The sequence below is a fragment of the Bacteroides caecigallinarum genome (genome assembly GCF_021531075.1).
Lineage (GTDB): Bacteria > Bacteroidota > Bacteroidia > Bacteroidales > Bacteroidaceae > Phocaeicola > Phocaeicola caecigallinarum_B.
This window is the reverse complement of sequence record NZ_JADYTJ010000029.1, coordinates 14,247-35,359: the sequence shown is the minus strand read 5'-3', so window position 1 is coordinate 35,359 and position 21,113 is coordinate 14,247. Positions and strand designations below refer to the sequence as shown.

Genomic DNA, 21,113 nt, shown 5'->3' with positions numbered 1-21,113 from the left:
CCTGGTCTGTGAAGATCAGGATTTTTTGTTTATGTATTTGATAAAGTCTGCGAATATAAGTTGCAAATTTTAGAATTTGAAGCTGATACTTCCGTAAGGGAGGCAATTCTTGGACAGATGTACCGAATAGAAATCCACAATATCTTCCTCAGGTGGATTGCCAAGCAAATTATACAGATCACATCTTAGGAGCAGCAATTTGTCCCCGAAATCCTTCTTGAATGTATACCCTACGTCTATTCTGTAATTGAACTCTCCACGTTTTTGTCTGAACCCGATTTCCTTGTCACTTTCAAACCAATTGTCGGATACCTTTATTCTGCCCGATTTCGTTATACATCCCAATGACAGGCTTGATGAATTGCTTATCTTGTACGACAAGGCTCCTGCTCCATAATGAGGCATATCGTAAAGAGAAGGAAGTTTGCCAAGACTTTTATACTCATCAAACCATTCACGGCTTCGTGAATAAGTATATGACAGTTGCATAGTCCATCTACTGTACATATAGTATAGGAACAGTTTTATTCCGTAACTGTCTCCGTTTCCCACCATAATGTAGTTGTTCCAGTTGTCGTTTTCCACTATTGCATCCGGTTTTAGTGCTACGATATTCCTTCTGGTCTTATAGTATGCCGAAGTCTCTAGTTTTCCTCTGTCGTTGTCGAAATTCTTCTTCCAGCCTATCTCGTAATGTTCCGATGAACGTGGCTTGAAACCTTCTATGCTTGGCATTCTGAAATCTGTTGGTAAAGAAATACCATTGAAACTGATGTAATGTAAAACTGTTCCATTTTAGAGAAGTTCAGGTAAAACATGTCGTTTTTCCCTGGTGTGAAGTTCAATGCAAAACGCGGCTGTATGCTGTAATAATTACGGAAGTTTACAGGATCGTATGCAATGAAATGTACGCCTACACGTGTAGTGAGGTTATTCGTTACTCTGATATAATTGTCGTAGTACAGAGAATATTGGTTGATGGTTTCATTCTGTTTCTTGATGTTTCCGCCAAAAGCTGTCATCTCATACATTTCGTGCGAGTACTTGAACCCCCAACGTGTGGAGTATATATTTTCCGGACTATAAGTAAATTCGGTGTTGAAATTAATAGTCTTTATTCCGTTGCTTATTTCATTGGCTGTTGTATTATATTCTATCTGATTAAAGGAATCTTCATCCCAACCTTCTTCACTCCAATTGTCTTCCCATCCGCTGTCAGAGTCCATTTCATCACCAAAGCTGTCGTCACTTATACCAAATCCCAGTACATCAGCATTTGCACGGCTCATATGTGAGGAGTAATATGCGGAGGTAGTATTGCCCAGTTTTCCCCATATTCCGTTGTAAGTGGCCTTGTATATCTGATTGTTCCATTTTACTATCGGAATAGCTTCTTCCGTGTAAAGTGGGAATCTGAACTCGTCAAATGTATTATACGCAAAGAACTTTAATGAGCTTGTTTCCGACACATAGTATGACAACTTTGCCGTATAGTCGAACGAATAGTGGTTCAGTCTGTTTTCTGCAGATAGAAGTTCGTCGAAGAAATCCATCCAACTTCTTCTTACACTTACCAGATACGACAGTTTGTTTTTTATGATAGGCCTTTCCAGTGTAAGCGATGCAGCAGGCATATCAATGGAGAACGTGCGCGTATGTCTGTTCTTGTTTCCGTCTTTAAGATTGAACTCTGTAACAGATGATAGTCCGCCTTCCAGACGGGTAGGGAAGAAGCCCTTATGGAAGACGATGTTTTTTATAACATCGCCATTGAACTGTGGCAGCAGCGCATTAACGTGTCCCGGATGAAATACAGGCACACCGTCAAGAAGGATTATATTTTCGTCATAACTTCCGCCGTCCACCATAAAGTTGTTTCTATCGCGGATGTTTCAGTGTCAGGGAAAACTTCTCCGGCATGAACTATTGCCGACAACAGCAGCAGGACTTTCATAGATTGATGTATCATCCGGCTGTAAAATGCTTGGTTAATATAATCTGTAATGCTTTCCGTCTTCCAAGGTTTCGTATTTGCAACTGCAAAGGAAAGCCAGTTCCACTATTATTGCCTCCGTATCGGCAGTGTCAATCCTGCTGGTTATCTTGTTATTCAGGAGTTCTTTGCTTACCTCAATTTTCACTCCCGTGGTCTGTTCTATCTTTTCCACCACTTCCATTATTCCTGCATTTTCGAACGTCAGAACTTTGGGTTTCTCTTCGAACACCTCATACGGATTCTCTATTTTACCCGTCTTGAGAGTATTATTGTCAAGTTCCGCTTTCTGATTGGCTTTTATGATGACTTTGCTGTTTTCCGATTCTACGCTTACTATACCAGTCTTGACGTATACACTGGAGCTTTCAGCTTTTGTGGCATCAACCAGGAACGATGTTCCCAGCACTTCCACCATCAGATTTTCGGACTGTACCTTGAAAGCTCTTCCGTGCATCTTCCTCACACTGAAAAAGGCTTTTCCGTTCAGATTGATTTCTCTTGGTGAGTTTATACCTCCGGTCTTGTAACTCACGTTAGCATTAGGATAAAGTAGCACTGACGAACTGTCCGGCAGATAAATCATCATCTTTTCTGCTGTGTTATTGGCATACAGCTGTTCCTTATTATCCTTGTTGCTCATAACGAATGAGATGGATATTACCAGTATAACCAGAACTGAAGCAGCCGCATAGAAAACCGACATACCCAATGATCTATTCTTGTTTTTGTTTATTGAGATACCCATTACCGGTTTCTTTGCCGATGTCTTATTGATATGCTCTTCTATTCTGGACCACGCCTTAGCTGTTGCGAATTCGGGAGCCTTCTTTGGTGATATGAGTTTTATCAGCCTGTTGTATTCATCGGCATGCGTAGCTATCCACTCCTGAATGTCATTCTTTTCCGATTCCGACATTACCTCGCCTGTAATATATTTAGCCAGTAATTCATTGATATGTTCTTCTGTATGTTTCATCTCTATATATTGTTTGAAATGATTGATATGATTAATGTGATAATGACCGCGATAGTGAACGAACATGTGGCTGCAAACTCTCTGAGCAGTTTTATGGCTTTACCCATCTGGTTCTCCACTGTTTTTTCCGATAACGATAGCTGTTCTGCTATTTCTCTGTACTTCATTCCTTTAAGCTTGGATAATAGGAAAATTTCCTTACATTTTGGAGGAAGTACAGCCAGAGCCTCCGATAAAAGTTCCTCAGGCGATTTCCTGTCGGTGTCCAATGTATCCTCATCCGGGAGATGTGCTCCGGCAGATGGTGTATCTTCTATCGAAACCGTGTAAGAACATTTTTTTCTGAGAAACGAGATACATGCGTTCTTTACAGCTGTAGTTATGTAGGCTGCAAACTCCTTGTCCGGGAGGGCATCTTTGCCTTTATCCCATATATTAATGAATAGTTCCTGAACGATATCTTCCGAATCGTCTGCATCGGAAACATATTCGTATGCAATGCTGCATAGCCTTGGGTAATGTTCATTAAATCTGGACTTGAAGATTTCTTTTCTGTCGGTTTTCATTATTAATTTGATTAGTTTTTGTGGTTATTACTAAGGCATGTATATTTGATGGCATTTTTACAAATATACTGTTTCCGAGCCTAAATAACAATTATTGATGTCTGTTTTTGTAGTGTTCATTAAATTTAAATATAAAAGACAGCTCTTTTTTAGCGTTACACGTACGTGTTTCATGAGTTACACGAACGTGTTCCGTTCGTTGCACGTAGGTGTTACACGCGTCACACGAACGTGTAACGGTAATTATGCTTAGGCGTTTTTGCAATTTGTTTCATAATCCTGTAAGTCTTGTAAGTTAATAATCTGTTTTCTTTTATTGCTTTCACTCTCTTAACGCAGAGTTATGGGAAAACCCCTATGCCTTTCAGAAAAATAATTCTTATCGTTTTATTTACTATGACTTTTTTGTAACAAAAGGTAAGCGATTGTAAGTATGAAATGGAAATATTTCTAACTTTGCATGGATTTTTTGTAAAATGAGATGTGTAATGCCATAAATATAGTACATTTTGTACTTTTAACTTAAAGCTGCATATTATAAATGAAAACTGTTAAATTATTGTTATTCACAGTAGTAGGCTTCATATTACCTGAGAATTTGTCCGCTCAATCGGTAAGCGGAAAGTTAGTTGACGAGAACAGCAACCCCTTGCCATATGCCAATGTCGTATTGCTGTCATTGCCTGATTCGGCGTTTGTGAGTGGAACCATCAGCGGTGAAGACGGAACTTTCACACTGGATGCAACTTCGGAAAATCAGATAGTGAGAATATCTTCCATAGGATATAAGACAGTATATAAACCTGTATTTCCGGCCAATATTGGTGTGGTGAGGCTTGTATCGGATGCACAGATGCTTGGTGAAGTTGTGGTAAAAGGCAATCTTCCTGTGACACGAATGAAAGGGGATGCTATGGTGACAAGTGTGGAAAACAGTGTGTTGAGCAAAGTCGGTTCTGCCAATGATGTACTGACCAAAATACCGGGTATTACCAAGAAACAGGATGCTTTTGAGGTCTTCGGTAAAGGAACGCCTCTTATATATATTAACGGCAGAAAACTGCATGACTTGTCAGAACTTGAACAGCTTAACTCCGATGATATCAAGAGCGTGGAGGTTATCCGCAATCCCGGATCGAGATATGACGCAACTGTAAAGGCTGTGGTCCGCATTCAGACTGTTAAGCGTCAGGGTGATGGATTCGGTTTCAACCTTCGTTCCAGCTATTATCAGTCGGATAACACGGACTTGATAGAGCAGGCTAATTTCAATTACCGGCATAATAATCTGGATATTTTCGGTTCCGTATATTATAATCAGATGGAAAGTTGGCAGGATTTCACTTTACAACTGGAAGAGAGAGGCACAAAAGTCTGGAATCATGATATGAAGAGTTATGGCGAGTTTTATTCGAAGATGCTTAGCGGTAATATCGGTTTTAATTATCAGCTGAATGATAATCATGCTTTCGGTATGAAATATAAATCCGGAAAGACTCTTAATGAAAGAAATCCTCTTTCTAAAGAAACCAATATAAATGTGGATAATGTATTTTATGACAATATTAAGGTAAACAGTTGTGATAACTACTATTACGATCCAGACCATGAACTGAATGCGTATTATAACGGACAGTTTGATGATGTCAATATTGACTTCAATGCAGATTATCTTCAGAATGGTAAGATCAGTAACTCTGTATTTCAGGAAATCAGTCAGACTTCGGAAAACCGTTATGTACATTCCGTAAATAATGTAAGGAACCGGCTTGTGGCTGGTAAGCTTACTTTATCACTCCCATTGGGTGGAGGTACTTTTGCCGTAGGCAGTGAAGTAACTTATACACATAGAAATGATGACTATATAAATGAAGAAAACTATGTACCGACTTCATACAGTAAGATTGAAGAACTTAATGCGACTGGATATGCTGAATATAACCGCAGCTTTCCATGGGGTGACTGGTCGCTTGGTCTGAGATATGAGCATGTAAAGTTTGACTATTATGAAGACGGAAAGCATATTGACGAGCAGAGTCGTTCATTCGATAACTTTTTCCCTAACATTACCTTCTCAAAGCAATTAGGGAAAGTACAGACACAATTAAGCTATACAGCAAAAACTCAAAGACCTACTTACAGCGAGTTGAGTAACAATGTATTTTATTCTGACCGATTTACACTCCAGAAAGGTAATCCAACTCTTCGCCCTACAATCATACATGACCTAACTCTTTCCAGTGCATGGAGATTCCTTCAGATGTCATTGTCCTACTCTCAGACAAAGGACTGGATTCTCAACTGGGGAGAACTGGTGAATGAAGATGCTTCACTAACTATGCTAAGTAAGCGAAATTGGGATAAATCCATTCCTATGTTTACCGCATTTTTATCTGCAACTCCTAAAATCGGTTGCTGGTCTCCTATGCTGAGTGTCGGAATGCAAAAACAATGGCTTACCATAGATTATTTTAAAGAATCGAAAAACTTGGATAATCCCATATTTACCGCCTCTTTCAATAATACCTGGGAATTGCCGCTTGGCTTTTTGTTAGGTCTTGATTCATACATACAGAGTGCAGGAGCCACACAGAATATTTATTCTGAAAAACCGAACGGCTATGTGAATGTGTCAGTCAGAAAGAACTTCCTTGATGATGCTTTGAGTGTTGAATTAAGAGGAAATGATATTTTCAATACGAATAAGATAAGCTATAGCATGTATAGCGGTGATTACTATCTGTATCAGAAAAGTACTTGGGACAGACAGGAGTTTGCGGTAACAGTCCGCTATAAATTCAATACTGCCAAGAGCAAATACAAGGGTACCGGTGCCGGCGACAGTCAGAAGAGCCGTATGTAATAATAACATCGATTTTATAAATATTACCTATTATAAGCATATAGGGTGGTCCGTTTTGGCTACTTTTATATGCTTTTGTTTTATAGTATTATGAATATATGTGCAATTCATACATATTGTTTAAGTCGTAGAAAATATGTGTCCATTTATTTAATTATTAGATGATAGTATCTGTTTTCGATTATATACACTATATTTGCGATATAGCCTCCATTTAAGTAAAAAACAATACAAAAATTAGGGCTAATACAAGATTGTAACTTTATAAAACAACTTTTATAAATGAAAAGGAGTATTTTATTTTTAGTTTTAATCATTCTTTGTCTTTGTTCAATGGCGCAATCAGTAATACCACAAGTAAATGAAAATGTGGAACTTATGAGTATATTGTCACGTATGGCCGGTTTTCCTGAATACAATATGGATATGGCGGGCCGATACATAAAGGACATGGACAGCTATTTCAAGGATAGTACAGAGCATCCTGCAGTCCAGTATATGAAAGAATTAAGAAATAATTATGGCATATCTTATGATGCGGTTATGTCAATGGCGGTACATCTGAAAAACCAGGACGGAACTTTATCTTTGGTTGAAGAAGATATTCCTACCTTAGAAAAAAGATGGAAGAATGTGGATAAAGATGAGTTTTTGTCTTATCTAAACAACTTTTATAAGGACACAAAGTTCAATGAATTTTTCAAAGCACATAAATACCTTTATAATAGAGGACTTAAATCTTATCAGGATAATGTCATAAAACATTTTGATATAGACTGGTATGCCGATTTCTATGGCAATGAACCTCAGGAAACTTTTTCTGTAATAATCGGGTTCTGTAATGGCGGTGGTAACTATGGCGTAAATAGACAATTGGCAGGTAAAATGAAGGAAGTATTTGCTATTGTTGGTTATTACGTGGATAAAGAAGATACACCTATGTACAACAAAGAATATCTTCCTACTTTAATACATGAGTTTAACCATTCTTTCATCAATCATTATTTGGATGAAAACAAATATCCTGATTTTGTAAAAGAACTGGAGCCGGCTGCCACAGACTTATTTATGTCCTCACGTTGGAGTATGGCAAAACAGGCGTATGGCAATTGGAAAACCGTCATAAACGAATCACTTGTCCGTGCGGCTGTTATCTGCTATATGCTGGACAAAGAGTACAAGCCGGAAGAAACAAGAAATGAACTGTTAGAACGGATACAACGTAATTTCAGGTGGATGCCAGAACTGGTTAGCCTGCTGAGAAAATACGAAAAGAAACAATCAAAGTATGGAAACTTTGAGAGTTTCTATCCTAAAATTATAGATTTCTTTAAAGACTATGCTAAAAGTGAAAATAAAAGATTTGATGTTTTAAAATAAATGATGCATATCTTTTGCATTTTGTTTAACCGGCAAAAGAAAAATCATTTATGGCGAAACCTTTCATTACAATCTTTACATATATAATTGGCATTGGAAATTTTTCCGAAAAATGTAATTACGAGAAACGAAACAAACATAGACAATGCTATATAATCCGCAATAGCTGATCTGAGGCCAAAATCATTTGCCCATACAATATAAAGTCCCGGAATAAGAATAAGAAAGATGCATAATAATGTTATTGCAGTTCCGTATTTATTACTTACGGTTAAAGCTGATACATTGTAACTTCCACATTTAGGGCACCAGATATCAGAATTATTTCTCTTGTCAACAATATGATTTATTGTCTCAACAGCCTTCTCATAGTCTTTCTCGTAAACATATATCGCAATGCCGGTAATGGGACCATAAGCGCCAGGTCTTTGGTCTTTCCCCTCATCATGCTGGCGAGAAACGATATTATTTTCAATAAGCAGATTTGTAATCTCGTCTGCAAAAATAGTAGTATCACATTTTATAAGAAGTTTTTCATTCATATTGCATTCATTATGGTTATTGCATGACTTTACGGCATGCGGTAGATTATTCTTTTCTAATTTACTGCCCAGTCGCTAATCGTGCCGGTTTCAGAAGAGAATGATGCTCCGATCTTATAAACTTCTCGGCTATCGGCTGCATATTCACGCGCATATCCTTTTTCCTCTATCTGCTGAAGTGCCTCTTGCGCTGTACCGTCCAGTTTGAACTCAAAGATATATACATAGTCCGATGTTTCCACTATGCAGTCCACACGTCCCTGACTTTGGACTTTCTCTGCATAGACAGTATAGACACTCACCAAACGCATTATGAGATAGAAGGTATATTGGAAATAGCGTTCACGCTCCACTTCGTTTTCCTTGCGGCGCATTGTGTAAGGGATGCCGGAGAGGAAAGAAGTGAACAGCTCGTGTACATGCTCCACCTCTCCTTTGCGCAGTGCTACAACAAGGCTTCTTATCCAACTGCCTGTTTCTTCTGATGGTTGCAGATATGACGAAGCCACCATTGTAAGGAATCCCCCTTTTACCTCATTGTTCGGGAAATCAAGAAGGAAGGTATTGAAATCTCTGTCGTATGCCTTAATTGTAAGATATCCGCTTTGATATATCATAGGCAATGGACGTTCTACGTCTGCCTTGTAGTCAATAAATTCTGCTGGAGTGTAATACTTTCCCGTAAATTCGTTCATCCTCTCATGTGAATGGTTGAGCAGACGAATCAGATATGTGGGAGTTCCTGTGCTGAACCAATAGTCTTTGATACGTTTGGCGTCAAGAGCATTCAACAAGCTGAAAGGATTATAAATGTCTGTCAGTTTATCGCTGAAGTGGTAACCATCGTATTGTTTCTTCAGCAGTTTATATATTTCTTTCGGTGTGCACTGATATTCGACTGCCATTTGTGACACAGGTCCAGCAAAATATTTTACAATTTCCTCCTGAGTTATACCGCACAGAGCCTCATAACGGACATCCATACTTATATCTTTAGGCTGGTTGAATCCGCTGAACACACTTACCTGCGAGAACTTGGTTACACCTGTCAGCAGTACGAACTGCAGGTGTTTGTCCGCTCCCTTAAAAACAGAATAAAAAGCTTTCAGAACATTGCGATGTCTGTCCTCCAGATTGGTATCCACATCCAGTACATCAAGCATAGGTTTGTCATATTCATCTACAAGTACCACAGCACGTCGGCCTGTCTGAAGATGAGCAGCTTCGAGAATCTTTATAAAGCGGTCGCCAAGACCCAATTCATTTTCACGTACAGGCAGATTGTACTTCTGTTCCCATTCCGTAAGATAAAAGTTAAGTTTTTTCTCCAGTTCTCCAGGATTGGTAAAATTAGTCGCATTGAAATCCACATGGAAAACGGGATACTCGTTCCATTCTGTTTCCATCTTTTCTATGGCAAGGCCACGGAACAGTTCCTTACGTCCTGAATAATAGTTTTCCAGAGTAGAAACAAGTAGGCTCTTTCCGAAACGTCGCGGACGGCTGAGAAAATAAATCTTACCGTTGTGAGTAAGGTCATAGATTAAATCAGTTTTATCTATGTATATATACTCATCTTCTATAATTTGCTCAAAACTCTGAATACCAATTGGAAATTTCATAACCTGATTCTTTTTGTACTTTACGCAAATGTAACTAAAAAAACTGACTTTTGCATTTGATTAATACGATATTCCGGATTTTAATACTCAATATAATCAAGTATTCCCTGAATATAAGCTATAGTCACTCCATAATTGGTCATAGGAATGTTCTGTTCCTTGGCTTTTGCCACACGGTTCATCATGAACTTTCTGTTGAACATACATGCTCCGCAATGAATAACCAGGTCGTAACCTTCAAGATTTTCAGGAAAGTCGTGTCCTGATACCATATCTATCTGTATGTCATTGCCAAATCTTTTTCGTAGCATATTGGGAATTTTCTCGCGACCAATATCCTCGGTAAGTGGGGCATGGGTGCATGCTTCTGCTATAAGGACCTTGGAATTGTTGTTCAGTTTGCCTATCGTACGTGCGCCTTCCACAAAGTAGTCTATGTCTCCCTTGTGCTTGGCAAAGAGTACGGAGAACGATGTCAGTATGCTTTCCTTTGGTTTCAGTTCGAAAACAGTCTTGAACACCTGCGAGTCTGTAATAATAAGTTTCGGAGGGTTTGCCATTGCCTTAAGCATTGCTTCTATCTTGTCCGTGGTACAACTCATTACAAGGCATTTCTTGTCGAGAAGTTCACGCAGGGTCTGGACTTGAGGCAGGATTAGTCTGCCTTTAGGAGCCTGAATGTCCTGCGGCATGACTAACAGTACGGTATCGTTCTCGCCCGCAAGATTTCCTATTATACTATTGTCAGAAGAGTTGTCCGGCTGGTTTTCTATCAGCGATTTTCTTATTTCTTCAATTCCTTCCTTTGTCAGAGTGCTTGCTATGACAGGTTTGGAACCGCTTTTCTTTTCTATGGCAAGAGCTATTTCTGTCTTGTTGTCCAGAATGTCTGCCTTGTTAAGTACCCATATCACCGGTGTATTCTTTGCGGTGAGCACTTTCTGCCATCTCAGTTCTTCTTCTATATTGCAGTCTGTGCAGACCATAATAGCTATGTCAGTACGTTCTGTAGCCTTTAGTGTCTGTTTTACTCTCAGATTTCCAAGTTCTCCCTCATCGTCGAATCCGGCAGTATCTATAAATACGCACGGACCTATACCGTGTATTTCCATAGATTTATATACAGGGTCCGTGGTGGTTCCGGCTATGTCCGAAACTACTGAAACTTCCTGGCCTGTGATGGCATTTATCAACGACGATTTACCACTGTTTCTTTTTCCGAAAAGTGCTATATGTGTGCGGTTTGATCTTGGAGTATCTTGCAATGACATATTATTATGGCTATTTAAACTGTAGTTATATAATCAGAATCTGAAGTCGCGTTTCCCTTCGCCAATGTATTTCAGATTTTCTATTGCGCGTCTTTTTATTGCCGGGTTTGGAATCTTTTCCATCTGTTCACGTATCATCTTCGTGCCTAGGGCTTTTGTTTCAGGCGATGCATAATCTTCCAGATATTCCTGCAGAGTCATAAGCGCGTTTGGCGAGCAGCAGTTGGCTATCTGTCCTGTTTTTACCAACGACATGAAGCGGTCGCCTGTACGTCCTTCGCGGTAGCAAGCAGTGCAGAAACTTGGGATATAGCCGAGTTTCAATAGCCATGATACTATCTCGTCCAGTGTACGGTTGTCGCTGATATCGAACTGTGAGGAGTTTTCTTCCGGTGTTTCCTCTACGGCATATCCGCCTACACTTGTACGTGAGCCTCCGCTTATCTGTGAGATACCAAGTTCAAGAACCTTTTCGCGCGATTTCTGCGATTCGCGTGTGGAGATAATCATTCCCGTGTATGGCACAGCTATACGGATGATGGCTACAATCTTCTGGAATATCTCGTCGGAGATAGCATTTTCGAAGTCTGCGGCATTTATATCGTCGGCAGAGCAGATTCGCGGTACGCTGATAGTGTGAGGGCCAACTCCGTAAGTGGCTTCCAGATGTTCCGCGTGCATCAGCAGTCCGGTGAAATCGTACTTATATGTATTCAGACCGAACAGAACGCCGAGCCCTACATCGTCTATTCCGCCTTCCATCGCTCTGTCCATAGCCTCGGTGTGATAAGCGTAATTACTCTTAGGACCACGCGGATGAAGTTTCTCGTAGTTTTCCTTATGATATGTCTCCTGGAAAAGTATGTATGTACCTATTCCTGCCTCGTGAAGCTTTCTGTAGTTCTCCACTGTTGTGGCAGCGATATTCACGTTCACACGGCGTATAGCTCCGTTCTTGTGCTTGATTCCGTATATTGTCTTGATGGATTCAAGGATATATTCTATAGGATTGTGCAGCGGGTCTTCGCCAGCTTCAAGTGCCAGACGCTTGTGTCCCATATCCTGCAATGCGATGACTTCGCGTTCTATATCTTCCTGACTGAGCTTTTTGCGGGCTATAGTCTTGTTCTTTATGTGATAAGGACAATACACACAGCTGTTTACGCAATAGTTTGAAAGATACAGTGGGGCAAACATCACTATTCTGTTGCCGTAGAACTTCTGCTTGATTTCCTTTGCCAGACTGAATATCTCTTCCAGCAGTTCCGGGTCGTTACATTCAAGCAGTAGTGCGGCTTCTCGGTGACTGATGCCTTTGCATGCTCTTGCTTTTTCTATGATGGATGATATGAGTTCCCTGTTTCCGGCATTCTCTTCCGCATATTTCAGTGTGTCAAGAATTTCATCATGGCTGATAAATTCTTCAGCCTTTTTAGATTCGGCTCTGTACATATTTGTAGGTTTATATATTATTTATTCGACATAATCTCCTCGACCGTAGTCAATAGTATAACCAATGGCGCTGAGCTTTTGTTCAAGAAAAGCCAGGCCTTCTGCTGCTTCGGCACCCATTGATGCCTTATTGTTGTACAGCGAATACTTGCCTCTTTCCTGTGGAGGAGAGAGGTTGGGCATTACTACATTTGCACCTGCCAGTATTCCTCTTTCGCGTCCGTCTGGGGCAAGTGAAGCCAATGCCGTGGTTGACGGTATGAGCGCGTGAGGGTGCATAAGTCTGAATATTGACAACAGCAATAGGGTAGTGCGTATGCTGCCTGCGCTTTTATCGGCAAACGGAGTGTCACGATGCGGAATGAATGGACCTATTCCTATCATCTGAGGCTTGAATTCACCGATGAACAGAATATCTTCTATGATATTGTCTGTGGTCTGTCCCGGACTGCCTACCATTATGCCGGTACCTGTCTGATAGCCTATCTCCTTCAGGTTTGTAAGGCATTGCAGCCTGTTCTGCAGTGACATTGTTTCAGGATGCAGTAATGAATAGTGATGCGGGTTGTGAGTCTCATGACGGAGCAGGTATCTGTTTGCTCCGGATTCATAGAACATCTTGTATGCCTTGTATGACTTTTCTCCCAGTGACAAGGTTATGGCAGCATCCGGAAATTTCCGGCGTAAGGACGAAACTATATCGGCTATTCTTTCGTCTGTCATATAGTTGTCTTCGCCACCCTGGAGTACAAAAGTACGGAATCCCAGTCTGTAGCCTTCATCGCAACATTGCAGGATAGTTTCTTTGTCTAGTCTGTATCTTTCCACGTTTCTGTTGCTACGGCGTATGCCGCAGTACAGGCAGTCGTTATGACAGCAGTTTCCCACCTCTATAAGTCCGCGCACGAAAATCCTGTTGCCGAACACTTTCTGTGTTTCGGAGTGTGCAATGCTGTTTATCAGTTCAAGACTGTCGTCATCGCACTCATCCAATAATATACGAAATTCATCGGAAGAAAGTGTTTTCTCCCGATGAAGTCGCTCTATAAGTTTTCTCATATATATGTGATATGAAAAATCTCTGTTTATTCTTCTTCTTCTTCTTCCTTGTAGTTTTCGTATTTCAAAGGACGTTTAATCAAATCCTGATTAAGTTGTCTTTTGCCAGAAAGAGGGTCATTGTGTGAACTTGGCCCAGTGATACAGCCTTCGGGACAAGCCATCATCTCGATGAATTGTGCATCAACTTTGCCAGTTTTTGCGTATGCTCTAAGGACACCGATATTCTTCTTGTTGAAGTCTGAAATCTGCATTATCTTAATGCCATTGGCCTTTTCGCCCAAGTATGCCTTAACAGCTCCTGCAACACCACCGGCCTGTGCAAATCCGTGTGCTTCGCATACAGATTCTTTTGCTACCTGATATGGAGATACTTCCTTAAGGTCGATACCCATACCCTTGATGACAGAACTTATTTCTTCGAAAGTCAGAACATAGTCCACACATTCATCGCGCTGTGCTTCTTTTCTCTTGGCGATACATGGGCCTATGAATACCACTTTAGCATCAGGATATTTCTTCTTTGCTATACGTGATGCGTAGTACATTGGCGAACCTGTAGTAGAAACGTATGGTTTCATTGCAGGTATGTGTTTGTTCACGAGTTCAATATATGACGGACAGCATGAAGTAGTCATAAACTTCTGTCCTTCAGCTATCTTTTCAAGAAGTTCGTGCGCTTCGTTGCTTGTAGTCTGCATAGCTCCTTCGGCAACTTCAATAACTTCGGCAAAACCAATCTGCTTCAAAGCTCCGTAAACTTCTTCTATTTTTGCATCGAACTGTCCTAAAATAGATGGGGCAGGGATAGCGACAACCTGTTTTCCTGCACGTATTTCTTCAAGAACGTCAAATACCTGTGAAATTTCGAATATAGCACCGAAAGGACAAGCGTTAAGACACTTTCCACAATAGATACACTTACTTTCGTCAATATGTTCTATATTATGCTCGTCTTTGCTGATTGCTTTCACAGGACATGCTTCTTCGCATGGTACAGGAATATATACGATAGCGTGGTAAGGACAACTCTTGTGGCAGATACCGCAACTGATACAAGTGTCGTGGTCAATACGTGCCTGACCTGTTTTCTTGTCGAAGTGTACGGCACCTTTAGGACAGTTCATGTAACAGCTTCTTGCCACACAACCTCTACACAGGTTACTTACCTCATAATTTACCTGAACGCATGAAGAACATGCCTCGTCTATCACACAGAGAATGTTTTCCTTGATTTTTCCATGTCTTTCAAGAGCTTTACGGGCATATTCTGAGAGTGGTGTAAGCTCGTCAGTCTCGTCGGACATATCCCATCCCAACAGAGGAAGTGATTTATATTTAGTCACCGCACGTTCCTTGTGAATACAGCAGCGTCCTACAGGCTGAGAACGTCTCGGACTGAATTCCAATGGAATACGGTCTATTTTTTCTATTAACTGTTTTTCCTTCCACAACGCTACCAGGTTTTCAAGTAACTTGTGTCTCACAATCATTACGTTGTTAGTAAATGCCATAAGTAAAAAAGTAGTGTGATTGTTAGTTGATAAATATAATTACGTTATTCTTTGTCATCTTCTGCACCACGCAGAATAAGAGTAGTAGCACCTAAAGTGAAAATGCTTCCATCTTCTATTATAACTCTTTCTTTAGGTCCAAGAACTTCATTCATATGAAAAGTTCCTGTGATACTGTCGTTATCCCTTAGTGTATATATAATTTTTCCTTGCTTGTTTCTTTTTACATTGATTATGCAATGTCTGCGGTCCATGCTCGGATCGTTTGTTTCAATGGCTATATCTATATCAGTTCCCTTACATCTGCGTCCTATCACATTATCACCTTCATGCAATGGTATCACTTGCTTATATGCAAAAGTATTTTCTATGACTACCACATTGCCGAAGTCTTTTGTTCCTTCTTTCTCGTCTATGATTTCTTCGCGACGTGTTGCTGCATTAAGTTTGGTACGTCCCAAACGTATGCTGAACTGTTTTTTACACTCTGGACAGATGAAAACCAAAGACTGACCTTCCTCATACTTGGTTTCATCGAATTGGATGTAATTGTCGCATTTAGGACATCTTACTCTTTTCATTCCTTAAAAATTAATCATTTAGATTTATTCAGTAACCACGCTGTCTTGAACTGTTCGTCTTTTCTCAGTTCATTAATCTTGTTGTATGCTTGTGATTTGTCTGTATAGCGGCATAATGCTATACGATAACGGTTATCAGATGCCAGAATAGTAGCCTCATCATATCCCTGCTTCTTGAACTTGGCGAGTTCTCTTTCTGCATCCTGCATTGTCTGCAGACTTGCCACAATAATAAACAGGCCTTTATTTGAGGAAGTTGTGCTATTTTGTATCTCTTTTGTGCTTTTTGCTTCTGCTTTTACTGCTTCAGTCTTAACAGCCTCTTTTCTGGTAACCGCAGTTGATGTCTTTACCTCTTTAGTGGCTTTAGGCTCTGCCTTTTCTACCTTTACACTCTTGACTGCTACCGGACGCAATGTATTCACATTATTACGTCTTAATGTTGTATTGCTTTGTCTGATGTCTGTTGCTTGTGACTTGGCAGTGCTGTTTTCAGCTGTTTCGAGTGATGTTGTTGCCATAGATTTGCTTCGGATGGCATCAAGCATTGTCTCGGCTCCCAATGAAGCATAGCTGGAATTGTCCAGATAAGTATTTTCTACAGGAACAGAAAGTACGAAGAAAAGTATTATTGCTGCAGCTATACCCACAGCATGTTCAGTTATGCGTCTGATGATGTGGCGCTGTTTGGCTTTTTCTTTGTTGCTTTCGTCTGATGACGGTACAGTTTCAATCATTATGCGTGGCTCAACTATAGTCTCCTTAACAGGTTTCAATTCTGAAAGAGGTGAGATTGAAAAACTGCCTAAACCGTATAGACTTGGACTAAAGAATGTGTTCTGATATGGCTCGAAACCATACATTCCTGCCATAGTGTAATAGAGTGTACCGATATTATCAAGTTCGGCTTGTCCGTTTTTATATAAGGATTCTTTTATTTGAGATACCACACTTTCAATTTTCCTGCTTGCATCAGGAAAGTCGGTGTCGTAAGATTGCATGTATGACTGAGCCAATAAACCGTCGTTTATGGTAAGTTGTGGATTGAAACCTATTGTTCTTAATGGTGGACAAAATACATTTGCAGAGTCCTTGAACTCTGCCGACTTGTGGTGTGCAATGAATCCTCCCAAACCCGGAACAATCACACAGTCATTTTCCAACAAAAGTACTTCTATATGTCTTGCTAGCTCTTTCATACTGCAAAATTATAATTTTTTTTAGAAGGTTGTGCATGTTTGAAGGATAAATTTGTACAGATATGTATTCATATAGTGTTCATTGAACGTTCACTGAACGGTTTCTGAACGCTCAGTGAACAATTCTAGACCGAAATATATCTTATTCCTTAATCTTACTCATCAGCACTTCTGCCAGTTCTGTCTGTTCCGCTTCTTGCGCAAGTTTTATACCCTCCTTAAGTGTTGCTATACCTTCTTTTGTGGTAAAGAAAGCATTGAAGCGACGGAGAGTCTGAATTTGCGGAATGGCGAAGTTCCTTGGTTCAGGATTGTGCGGACATAATGCCGACAGTTGTTCTGCGTCAATCTTCTCGTCAAGCATATCCTTGAAAAGGTTATTGTAGGGCAGACTGAACTTGTTCTTAAGCGGTTTGAAGGTTATGTAGTACAGATTCTTCTGTGTAGTACGTCCGTTCTTGTCATGATAGTTCACCTGTATTGGCTGATAAGTACATATTGCCATAAGCAGTGAGTCAGCAACTGCCGATGCGGATTCTTCGTCTTCAAAGTTGCATACTATTTCCTCACCATCAAAAGGAGTGTCTAACCCCTCCATGTTTGCCACTGCAGAATTTTCGAGATATAGAATTTCGTCAGTGATTATCTCTTTTCCTTCTATTCCCCAATCAAACAGTCCTGTACTGAGCTGGAAATGTTTTGACTGGTAGATATACTGGTTCCCTATAGTTGTTGTAACACGGATATAATCGTATTTTTGTATTAGAGATATTATTTCCTTTTGTATAGTCTCTTTTTTTGAGTCTTCGCTATCGGTGCTTTCTGAAACGACTTTATCTTCGGTAGTCTCGACTGTGTGAAACTCCTCTTCTTCGTTAGTCGATACATTTTCCGTATTTGGAACAGCACTGCTGAGACTGGCTATTTCACTTTCCAGAACTTTCAATTTCTCGGAGAGGGTAGTGTTCTCTTCTTTCTCTTTATCATATAGCTCTTTGAGAGATGCCATTTCCTGTCCAAGGCTGTCTATTTCTTTACTAAGGCTGTTTTTCTCAGCCATATGGAGATTATTGACAGATTCTAGCTCTTTGGTGAGATTTTCTTTTTCTGCCTGATATTTTTTCTGGAGCGATTCCAATTCTCCGCTTATTGTTTCAAGCTTTTTGCCTAAAGTATTATTCTCATTGCTTAAGGTTTCTATCTTTTTGTCAAGGTTTTCTTTTTCGTTGCAGATAACATCCTTCTCCTGGCATAAAGTTTCCTTCTCTTTATAGAGATTTTCCTTTTCTTTGATTAGAGCGTCCTTTTCTGCATTGAGTCCTTCGATAACTTTCTGCAGGTTTTCTATTTCCCCACTCATCTTCTCAGATTCAAAGGAAATTTTGCTGGTCTCTTCCTTATGCTTTTCGTAACTCTCTTTTGCTGATTTTTCCAGAGCCTCATTTTCTTTGACTAAGGTTTCGTATTTTTCCTTAAGTACATTCAGCTCGTTAGTCACCAGCTCATATTCACTGCTCCGGTTCTCATTTTCGGTTTTATGAAGCTCATTAAGTGATTCCAGCTCTTTGCTAAGGCTTTCTTTTTCAGAAAGATAACGTTCTTTTATTGATGCAAGTTCTTCACTGATAGCTTCTTTCTCTTTAAGGAGTGTTTCCTTCTCTTTGCAAACACTTTCCAGTTCTCTGGTAAGAGTATTTCTTTCGTTGTCAAGTGTTTCCTTCTCTTTCCCGAGAGCATCCTTATCTGCCCTCAGTCCTTCGATGACCTTTTGCAGGTTTTCAATTTCCCCGGACATCTTTTCAGATTCCAGGGAATTTTTGTTTGTTTCTTCGTTGAACTTATCAGAGTTTTCTTTAAGAGTTTTTTCCAGATTCTCTTTTTCCATGACCAGGGCCTCGTACTTATCCTTGAGCTTTTGGAGCTCGTCGGTTACTACCCCATATTCACTGTTGAGACTCTCTTTATTCTTTTTATACTTGTCGTTCAGAGAGTTGTACTCACGCGATGTACTTCTCAGTAGTTCAGACAATCTTTTGTTTTCAAGTCTAAGCCTGGTCAGTTCGGTACATTGTGCTTCAATGTCCAAACCGTATAATGCTTTGTAGATTTTAAGTGCAAGTTTACCCATGTCATGTAATATTTATCAGTCTCTAAATCGTTTTGTCAGTTCTCCAAATTCATCTATTCTGCGGTCTCTCAGGAATGGCCACCAGCGTCGTACGTTTTCGCTGCGGTTCATGTCGATGTCAACAATGATATTTTCTTCCTTCATATTGTCGGCTTGTGCAATTATTTCCCCTTGTGGGCCTGCCACGAAACTGTTTCCCCAAAACTGTATTCCGTTGGTCTGCCCTGATGGATCAGGCTCGTGTCCTACACGGTTTACCGCTATGACAGGCAGACCGTTGGCTACGGCATGACCTCTTTGTACTGTAACCCATGCTCCAAGCTGGCGAAGTTTTTCTTCCTGTGTGTCAGTGCTTTCCCAACCTATGGCAGTAGGGTAGATAAGAAGTTCTGCACCTTTGAGCGCCATCATGCGTGCACCTTCCGGATACCACTGATCCCAGCAAACCTGTACCCCAAGTTTACCTACTGAAGTCTGGATAGGTTCAAATCCGATGTCGCCAGGAGTGAAATAGAATTTTTCGTAATAGGCAGGATCGTCAGGAATGTGCATCTTGCGGTATTTTCCTGCAATGCTTCCATCCTTTTCGAATACTACTGCTGTGTTGTGATACAGTCCTGCTGCACGGCGTTCGAACAATGAGGTCACAAGAACTATTCCATATGCTGCAGCTATCTCGCTATAGAATCCTGTAGAAGGACCAGGGATAGGCTCGGCAAGGTCGAAAAGTCTTGTATCTTCTGTCTGGCAGAAGTAAAGTGAGTTATGCAACTCCTGTAAAACCACCAGCTGTGCTCCTGCTTTAGCCAAAGTGGCTATGTTCCTGTGAAGTTTCTCCAAATTATATTTGATATCCCCTGTGCATGACTGCTGGACGATACCAACTTTTATTATTCTGTTCATGATGTCTTGTTTGTTATGTTGATATTATTAGCCTTTTATAACTGATTCTGGATATTGCATGGTTACGCAGTGAAGCGAGCCGTGCTGTCTGATTAATGCCCTGCAGTCTACGCCCACAATTTCCCTGCCTGGGAAAGCGAGTGATAAAACTCTTGCAGCTTCCTTGTCATTTTCAGGCTGGGCATAAGTAGGGTAGAGCACAGCCTCATTCATGATTAGGAAGTTGGCATAAGTGGCAGGCAGTCTGTAGCCTTCTTCATCGAATATAGCATCGGGCATAGGCAGAGGAAGGAGTCTGTATGGCTTGCCTTCGAGTGTGGTAAATGACTCTAACTGCTTTCCCATTGCCTGGAGTGCGCTGTAATGCTCGTCGTTGGTATCACTACATTTCACATACGCAATTGTGTCGTCCGGACAAAGCCTTGCAAGAGTGTCTACATGACTGTCTGTATCGTCACCGGCCAGATAACCATAATCCAGCCATAGGACCTGCTGCAGATTGAATGTCTCTTTCAGATAATTCTCTATTTCATGGCGTGCCATTGTGTCATTTCTGTTTGGTGCCAGCAGGCAAAGTGATGTTGTGAGGAGAGTTCCTTTGCCGTCGCTTTCTATGGAACCACCTTCAAGCACGAAATCACGTTTGTTGATATAATCGCCGTTAAGTATCTGTTTGCCGAACAGCTTGCTGTTGATAAGGTTGTCCTTGTCTGCGGCAAATTTCATACCCCATCCATTGAAGCAGAAGTCCAGCAGTTGAGGGTCGCCATGCTTGTCTTTCAGTGTTATGAATGCATGGTCTCTGGCCCATGTATCGTTGGTCTTGCACTGAAAGAAGGTGATGTTCTCTTTATATGGAAAATCTTTGAGAGCTTCAGGAAACTCTGGAGCTACCAATAGCAGCGGCTGTCTTGAGGCTATCTCTGTAGCAATATTTACAAAGCATTTTTCAACTTCCTCTATCATATAAGCCCAATCGGTATCGATATGTGGCCATGTAAGCTGTATATAACTCTGTTTGTCCCATTCTGATGGGAGCGAAAGATTATTGTTCATTATTT

Annotated in this window: 18 protein-coding genes; 2 read left to right on the top strand and 16 right to left on the bottom strand. The window is 40.5% G+C overall.

Annotated features, from left to right (window positions below; translation table 11 throughout):
* Positions 1 to 69: 69 nt before the first annotated feature.
* Genes I6E11_RS09120 through I6E11_RS09105 form a run of 5 tightly spaced genes read right to left on the bottom strand, consistent with a single transcriptional unit; the run spans position 70 to position 3,538 of the window.
* The gene (locus I6E11_RS09120) at positions 70 to 735 is read right to left on the bottom strand and encodes a TonB-dependent receptor domain-containing protein (protein ID WP_235337751.1); all 666 of its coding nucleotides are present in this window, start codon (positions 733 to 735) and stop codon (positions 70 to 72) included.
* Positions 723 to 1,868, bottom strand: coding sequence for a TonB-dependent receptor plug domain-containing protein (locus I6E11_RS09115; RefSeq protein ID WP_235337750.1), 1,146 nt, complete (start codon positions 1,866 to 1,868; stop codon positions 723 to 725). The genes I6E11_RS09120 and I6E11_RS09115 overlap by 13 nt, the downstream gene beginning before the upstream one ends.
* Positions 1,835 to 1,969, bottom strand: a complete 135-nt coding sequence (locus I6E11_RS15065; RefSeq protein ID WP_262911693.1) for a hypothetical protein — start codon at positions 1,967 to 1,969, stop codon at positions 1,835 to 1,837. The genes I6E11_RS09115 and I6E11_RS15065 overlap by 34 nt, the downstream gene beginning before the upstream one ends.
* Before the next feature lie 19 nt (positions 1,970 to 1,988).
* Positions 1,989 to 2,972 carry a FecR family protein gene (locus I6E11_RS09110; protein ID WP_235337749.1) on the bottom strand — a complete coding sequence of 328 codons (984 nt, stop codon included), beginning with the start codon at positions 2,970 to 2,972 and terminating at the stop codon, positions 1,989 to 1,991.
* Between the two features lie 2 nt (positions 2,973 to 2,974).
* Complete coding sequence (locus tag I6E11_RS09105) at positions 2,975 to 3,538, bottom strand: RNA polymerase sigma-70 factor (protein ID WP_235337748.1); 564 nt, start codon at positions 3,536 to 3,538, stop codon at positions 2,975 to 2,977.
* A 541-nt stretch (positions 3,539 to 4,079) separates the two neighbouring features.
* Between I6E11_RS09105 and I6E11_RS09100 the strand changes: the two genes are divergently transcribed.
* Positions 4,080 to 6,401 (top strand): outer membrane beta-barrel family protein, encoded by a 2,322-nt coding sequence (locus I6E11_RS09100; protein WP_235337747.1) that lies wholly within the window; start codon positions 4,080 to 4,082, stop codon positions 6,399 to 6,401.
* 282 nt (positions 6,402 to 6,683) lie between these two features.
* On the top strand, positions 6,684 to 7,781 hold the full coding sequence (locus I6E11_RS09095; RefSeq protein ID WP_262911692.1) for a DUF4932 domain-containing protein: 1,098 nt from the start codon (positions 6,684 to 6,686) through the stop codon (positions 7,779 to 7,781).
* A gap of 44 nt (positions 7,782 to 7,825) precedes the next feature.
* Here I6E11_RS09095 and I6E11_RS09090 read toward each other — a convergent pair whose 3' ends face one another.
* From I6E11_RS09090 to I6E11_RS09040, 11 genes are all read right to left on the bottom strand, one after another.
* Positions 7,826 to 8,323 carry a putative signal transducing protein gene (locus I6E11_RS09090; protein ID WP_235337745.1) on the bottom strand — a complete coding sequence of 166 codons (498 nt, stop codon included), beginning with the start codon at positions 8,321 to 8,323 and terminating at the stop codon, positions 7,826 to 7,828.
* A gap of 56 nt (positions 8,324 to 8,379) precedes the next feature.
* Positions 8,380 to 9,945, bottom strand: a complete 1,566-nt coding sequence (locus tag I6E11_RS09085; protein ID WP_235337744.1) for an ATP-binding protein — start codon at positions 9,943 to 9,945, stop codon at positions 8,380 to 8,382.
* A gap of 80 nt (positions 9,946 to 10,025) precedes the next feature.
* Positions 10,026 to 11,216, bottom strand: coding sequence for a [FeFe] hydrogenase H-cluster maturation GTPase HydF (gene hydF, locus I6E11_RS09080; protein WP_235337743.1), 1,191 nt, complete (start codon positions 11,214 to 11,216; stop codon positions 10,026 to 10,028).
* A 33-nt stretch (positions 11,217 to 11,249) separates the two neighbouring features.
* Positions 11,250 to 12,668, bottom strand: coding sequence for a [FeFe] hydrogenase H-cluster radical SAM maturase HydG (hydG, locus tag I6E11_RS09075; RefSeq protein ID WP_235337742.1), 1,419 nt, complete (start codon positions 12,666 to 12,668; stop codon positions 11,250 to 11,252).
* A gap of 21 nt (positions 12,669 to 12,689) precedes the next feature.
* The gene (hydE, locus tag I6E11_RS09070; protein WP_235337741.1) at positions 12,690 to 13,727 is read right to left on the bottom strand and encodes a [FeFe] hydrogenase H-cluster radical SAM maturase HydE; all 1,038 of its coding nucleotides are present in this window, start codon (positions 13,725 to 13,727) and stop codon (positions 12,690 to 12,692) included.
* A gap of 26 nt (positions 13,728 to 13,753) precedes the next feature.
* Positions 13,754 to 15,241, bottom strand: a complete 1,488-nt coding sequence (locus tag I6E11_RS09065) for a 4Fe-4S dicluster domain-containing protein (protein ID WP_235337740.1) — start codon at positions 15,239 to 15,241, stop codon at positions 13,754 to 13,756.
* Between the two features lie 44 nt (positions 15,242 to 15,285).
* Positions 15,286 to 15,822: an FHA domain-containing protein gene (locus I6E11_RS09060; RefSeq protein WP_235337739.1), complete on the bottom strand. Its 537-nt coding sequence runs from the start codon at positions 15,820 to 15,822 to the stop codon at positions 15,286 to 15,288.
* A gap of 14 nt (positions 15,823 to 15,836) precedes the next feature.
* Entirely contained in the window at positions 15,837 to 17,021 is a 1,185-nt protein-coding gene (locus I6E11_RS09055) for an HU domain-containing protein (RefSeq protein ID WP_235337738.1), read from the bottom strand.
* A gap of 142 nt (positions 17,022 to 17,163) precedes the next feature.
* A complete protein-coding gene (locus I6E11_RS09050) occupies positions 17,164 to 19,149 on the bottom strand; it encodes a coiled-coil domain-containing protein (protein WP_235337737.1) in 1,986 nt (661 codons plus the stop codon).
* A 15-nt stretch (positions 19,150 to 19,164) separates the two neighbouring features.
* The gene (locus I6E11_RS09045) at positions 19,165 to 20,052 is read right to left on the bottom strand and encodes a carbon-nitrogen hydrolase (protein WP_235337736.1); all 888 of its coding nucleotides are present in this window, start codon (positions 20,050 to 20,052) and stop codon (positions 19,165 to 19,167) included.
* A gap of 27 nt (positions 20,053 to 20,079) precedes the next feature.
* Positions 20,080 to 21,108, bottom strand: a complete 1,029-nt coding sequence (locus I6E11_RS09040; RefSeq protein ID WP_235337735.1) for an agmatine deiminase family protein — start codon at positions 21,106 to 21,108, stop codon at positions 20,080 to 20,082.
* Positions 21,109 to 21,113 lie beyond the last annotated feature (5 nt).

Excerpts from the sequence above, each read along its gene's own strand:
- I6E11_RS09120 (WP_235337751.1), bottom strand. The coding sequence starts at position 735 with ATGCCAAGCATAGAAGGTTTCAAGCCACGTTCATCGGAACATTACGAG.
- I6E11_RS09090 (WP_235337745.1), bottom strand. The coding sequence starts at position 8,323 with ATGAATGAAAAACTTCTTATAAAATGTGATACTACTATTTTTGCAGAC.
- I6E11_RS09055 (WP_235337738.1), bottom strand. The coding sequence starts at position 17,021 with ATGAAAGAGCTAGCAAGACATATAGAAGTACTTTTGTTGGAAAATGAC.
- I6E11_RS09100 (WP_235337747.1), top strand. The coding sequence starts at position 4,080 with ATGAAAACTGTTAAATTATTGTTATTCACAGTAGTAGGCTTCATATTA.
- I6E11_RS09040 (WP_235337735.1), bottom strand. The coding sequence starts at position 21,108 with ATGAACAATAATCTTTCGCTCCCATCAGAATGGGACAAACAGAGTTAT.
- I6E11_RS09095 (WP_262911692.1), top strand. The coding sequence starts at position 6,684 with ATGAAAAGGAGTATTTTATTTTTAGTTTTAATCATTCTTTGTCTTTGT.
- I6E11_RS09050 (WP_235337737.1), bottom strand. The coding sequence starts at position 19,149 with ATGGGTAAACTTGCACTTAAAATCTACAAAGCATTATACGGTTTGGAC.
- I6E11_RS09110 (WP_235337749.1), bottom strand. The coding sequence starts at position 2,972 with ATGAAACATACAGAAGAACATATCAATGAATTACTGGCTAAATATATT.
- I6E11_RS09085 (WP_235337744.1), bottom strand. The coding sequence starts at position 9,945 with ATGAAATTTCCAATTGGTATTCAGAGTTTTGAGCAAATTATAGAAGAT.
- I6E11_RS09115 (WP_235337750.1), bottom strand. The coding sequence starts at position 1,868 with ATGGTGGACGGCGGAAGTTATGACGAAAATATAATCCTTCTTGACGGT.
- I6E11_RS15065 (WP_262911693.1), bottom strand. The coding sequence starts at position 1,969 with ATGATACATCAATCTATGAAAGTCCTGCTGCTGTTGTCGGCAATAGTT.
- I6E11_RS09065 (WP_235337740.1), bottom strand. The coding sequence starts at position 15,241 with ATGGCATTTACTAACAACGTAATGATTGTGAGACACAAGTTACTTGAA.
- I6E11_RS09105 (WP_235337748.1), bottom strand. The coding sequence starts at position 3,538 with ATGAAAACCGACAGAAAAGAAATCTTCAAGTCCAGATTTAATGAACAT.
- I6E11_RS09060 (WP_235337739.1), bottom strand. The coding sequence starts at position 15,822 with ATGAAAAGAGTAAGATGTCCTAAATGCGACAATTACATCCAATTCGAT.
- I6E11_RS09045 (WP_235337736.1), bottom strand. The coding sequence starts at position 20,052 with ATGAACAGAATAATAAAAGTTGGTATCGTCCAGCAGTCATGCACAGGG.
- hydG (WP_235337742.1), bottom strand. The coding sequence starts at position 12,668 with ATGTACAGAGCCGAATCTAAAAAGGCTGAAGAATTTATCAGCCATGAT.
- hydE (WP_235337741.1), bottom strand. The coding sequence starts at position 13,727 with ATGAGAAAACTTATAGAGCGACTTCATCGGGAGAAAACACTTTCTTCC.
- hydF (WP_235337743.1), bottom strand. The coding sequence starts at position 11,216 with ATGTCATTGCAAGATACTCCAAGATCAAACCGCACACATATAGCACTT.